This window comes from Corallococcus sp. 4LFB (assembly GCF_046520365.1).
Classification (GTDB): domain Bacteria; phylum Myxococcota; class Myxococcia; order Myxococcales; family Myxococcaceae; genus Corallococcus; species Corallococcus caeni.
In genome coordinates, this window is record NZ_JBKGHJ010000683.1 from 1 (window position 1) to 3,493 (window position 3,493).

Consider the following 3,493-nt stretch of genomic DNA (forward strand, 5'->3'; position numbering starts at 1 on the left):
GCCCCGGGCGCTGAAGGGCCTGCGGCTGGCGTGGGCGGACACGCTGGGCCCCTTCCAGGCGGACCGCGAGACGCGGGAGGTGCTCCAGCGCTTCACCGCCGCCGCGCGCGCGGAGGGCGCCGTGGTGGAGCAGGCGGTGCCCGCGGGGCAGGACTTCGCGGACCTGGTGGAGGTGTGGGGGCTGATGGAGGGCGGCGAGGTGGGCGCGCCCCTGCCCCCGCCCGTGCGCGACGGCTACCAGCAGCAGTTCCTCCCCCTGGAGCGCGACCTCCTGGCGAAGGCCATCGTCCAGGGCACCCGCATGGAGATGTCGGGTTACGGCGCGGCGCTGACCCGGCGGGACGGGCACATCGCGCTGCTGGAGGACTTCCTGGCCGGCTGGGACGCGTGGCTCGTGCCGGTGGCGATGACGGCCGCGCCGGTGCACACGCCGTTCGGTGCGCCGGTGGAGGTGGACGGGGTGCCCCGCGAGTACCTGGAGGCCTTCGGCGGGTTCACCTGCCTGTTCAACGCGACGGGGAGCCCCGTGGTGGTGTTCCCGATGGGGCGCACGTCGGCGGGGTTGCCGGTGGGCGTGCAGCTCGTGGGGCGGCGGTGGGCGGACGGGGCGCTGCTCGACGTGGCGGAGGCGCTCCTGCCCCTGGGCGGCGGCGTGCGGTGGCCCCCGGCGTTCACGCCCTGAGTCAGTAGACGCGCAGCAGGCGCGAGCGGCATTCGAAGTGCGGGTTGCGCACGTCGATGACGTAGACCTCGCCGGTCGTCTCATCGAAGTTGCCCGCGAGCAGGCCCGCGGCGGCCAGGGCCGCGAGGTAGACGTTGTCGGTGCCCTGCTTCATGTCGCTGACCTTGCGCACGTAGACGACGCGGCCCTCCACGGCCCACACGCTGCGGATGCCCTCGGCGTGCACGCCCATGGCCTCCGAGGGAGGGGCAGGGAACTTCCCCAGCGCGGGCGGGACGGCCTGGAGCACGTAGTCGTCGTAGGCGCGGTTGCCGCTGCGGCTGATGAGCTTCACCTCGCGCAGCGTGCCGTCCGCGCCCTGGAGCAGCTCCAGCGTGACGACGAGCTTCAGGGTGCTGACGCCGTGGGCGAAGTCCTGGAGCTCCTCGCCCGCCTGGGTGAGGCCGCGCAGCCGGTTGTAGCCGGGTTCGTCGCGGGCTTTCCGCGCGATGAGCTCGCCCGGCTTGGGGGGCTTGCGGGGCCCCGGGACGTTCCCGGGGGAGCCGGTGGCGCCGAACCGCCGGGCCTTGTCCGCGTAGGAGTACAGCAGCTGCTTGGGGAAGCTGGGCATGTCGAAGAGGGGCGGGGCGTCCATCTGCTTCTCCAGCTGCGCGCGCAGCTGGCCGAAGTAGGGATGGATGCGGCCGGTGTCCACGCGGTCGCGCGCGCGGCGCTCGTCGACGATGCCCTGCACGCGCTCCGACACGCGTGCGTGCTCCTCGGCGGCGAGGGATTCGGCGGACAGGCTCGGGTCGCCGGGGCGCACCGTGCGGCCTCCGCCGCGCGAGTTCTCCGGCGTCGTGATGATCACCCCGGAGCTCGAGCCCGGGGTGGGAAGCAGGTTCGGCGGAAGGGTGCCCGGAGGCTGGGCGACAGGTGCATCCGCCGTGGGCCGGTCCCCGTCCGCGGCAGGCCCGCGGGTCGAGATGCCGGTGCGGGGGAGGTCTTCCCCGGGAGGGCGCGGGGCCTCGGCGGGAGGCGGCGTATCCTCCGGGGGCTCGCGCGTCGCGGTCGCTGGCGGTGTCCCGTCCTGTGCGTCCTTCGCCGGCGCGCGCGGCTCCGACGGAGGAGGCGTGTTCTCCCGTGGCTCCTGTGTCGCCACGGCCGGAGGCGGTGGGGCCGGTTCGTCCTTCGCCGACGCGCGCGCCGCGAGGGCGGCGGCGGTGTGCTGTCGCTCGTCGGCGGCAATGCGGGCGGCGGTGTCACGGAGGTGACAGGTGGCGAGGTGATGATCTCCACCTCGACCGTCTTCGCGCGCATCCGGGCCGTGCGTCCGGTGGACGACGGCGCGGGCTGCACGGTCCACAACAGCCCGAACAGGAGGGCGTGCAGCACCAGGGAGATCAGCCCGGCCCATCCGAGTCGTCGCAGGCGCCGCATGCTCGGACGCTTCCAGAAAGCGCCCCCTGGCTCAACCCACATCAGGACCTGAGTTCGCGAACCGACGCACCTCCGGCCGGGCAGGCGACCCTTCAACGGCTGGAACGTCCCCAGGGTGACTCGACGCAGGCCGTGAGTCCTGCTGTGCTGCCGCCCTTCCGCGTGCCTCCCATGCCCCTCGCCTGTCTGGACGAACCCACGTTCATGGACCTCCTGCTCGGGACGCTGCCGCCCGACAGGGCCGCGCTCGTCGACGAGCACCTGGACACGTGTCCCTCCTGCCGGCGCATGGTGTCCGAGGCGCTGAAGGTGCAACCGCCGGCCGCCTCCCCCGAGCCCGCTCCGGAGGAGGAGGTCCTCGACAGCCAGCTGGCGACGCTGGCCGTGGACCCGTGGCGCGGGAGGAAGCCGCGCCTGCGCCTGCCCACGCCGCCGCTCGCGCGCGGCACGGCGGTGGGCCGCTACCTCATCCTGGAGATGCTGGGCGTGGGCGGGATGAGCGTCGTGTACGCCGCCTATGATCCGGAGCTGGACCGCCGCGTCGCGCTCAAGCTCCTCCAGGTGGAGGCGCTGGGGCTGGGCGCGGAGGCCGGCCGCACGCAGGTGCTGCGCGAGGCGCAGGCCATGGCCCGCGTCTCCCACCCGCACGTCGTCTCCGTCTTCGACGTGGGCACCTTCGGCCGGCAGGTCTTCCTGGCCATGGAGCTGGTGGACGCGCACACGCTGCGCAAGTGGGAGCACGACGGTCCGCACCCGTGGCGCCAGGTGGTGGAGGTCTTCATCGCCGTGGCCCGGGGGCTCGCCGCGGCGCACGCGGTGGGCGTCGTGCACGGCGACGTGAAGCCGGAGAACATCCTCGTCGGCCAGGACGGCCGCGTGCGCGTCACCGACTTCGGCCTGTCGCGGATCATGTCCGGCGCCGTGGCCCCGCCGGTGGCCCCCGGAAGCCCCGCGCATCCGCGCGCCATGGAGGGCGGCACGCCCGCGTACATGGCCCCGGAGCAGTTCCCGCCCGAGGAGCGCACCGACGCGCGCAGCGACCAGTTCGGCTTCTGCGTCGCGCTCTACGAGGGCCTCTACGGCGAGCGCCCCTTCGCGGGCTCGACGGTGGAGGAGCTGTCCCAGGTGGTGCACGCGGGCCGCGTGAAGGGCGTGCCCCGGCACTCCGGCGTGCCGCAGTGGCTGCGCAAGGTGGTGTTGAAGGGCCTGTCGGTGAAGCCCGAGGACCGCCACGCGTCCATGGAGGCGCTCATCGCCGCGCTGGAGTCCGACCCCGCGGCGCGCAGGACGCGGCGGCTGCGCGTGGCCGGCGCGTCGCTGCTGCTCCTGTCCGCGGTGGGCCTCACGCACGTCCTCCACGGCCGGGACCCCACGGGCTGCGAGGGCGCCGCG

The 3,493-nt window shown here is 74.3% G+C and carries 4 protein-coding genes; 3 read left to right on the top strand and 1 reads right to left on the bottom strand.

What is annotated here, in order from left to right; all coding sequences use genetic code 11:
• Positions 1-682 (top strand): amidase family protein (locus ACLEQD_RS39475; protein WP_410391083.1); only part of this gene is annotated, 682 nt, incomplete at its 5' end.
• Between the two features lies 1 nt (position 683).
• On the opposite strand, the gene ACLEQD_RS39480 is transcribed toward ACLEQD_RS39475, so the two are convergent.
• Positions 684-1,532 (bottom strand): TonB C-terminal domain-containing protein, encoded by an 849-nt coding sequence (locus tag ACLEQD_RS39480; protein ID WP_410391084.1) that lies wholly within the window; start codon positions 1,530-1,532, stop codon positions 684-686.
• Positions 1,533-1,886: 354 nt separating this feature from the next.
• Here ACLEQD_RS39480 and ACLEQD_RS39485 point away from each other — a divergent pair, with 354 nt between their 5' ends.
• Positions 1,887-2,153, top strand: coding sequence for a hypothetical protein (locus tag ACLEQD_RS39485; protein WP_410391086.1), 267 nt, complete (start codon positions 1,887-1,889; stop codon positions 2,151-2,153).
• A gap of 152 nt (positions 2,154-2,305) precedes the next feature.
• Positions 2,306-3,493, top strand: a 1,188-nt coding sequence (locus ACLEQD_RS39490) for a protein kinase domain-containing protein (RefSeq protein WP_410391087.1), incomplete at its 3' end; no start/stop codon positions are given.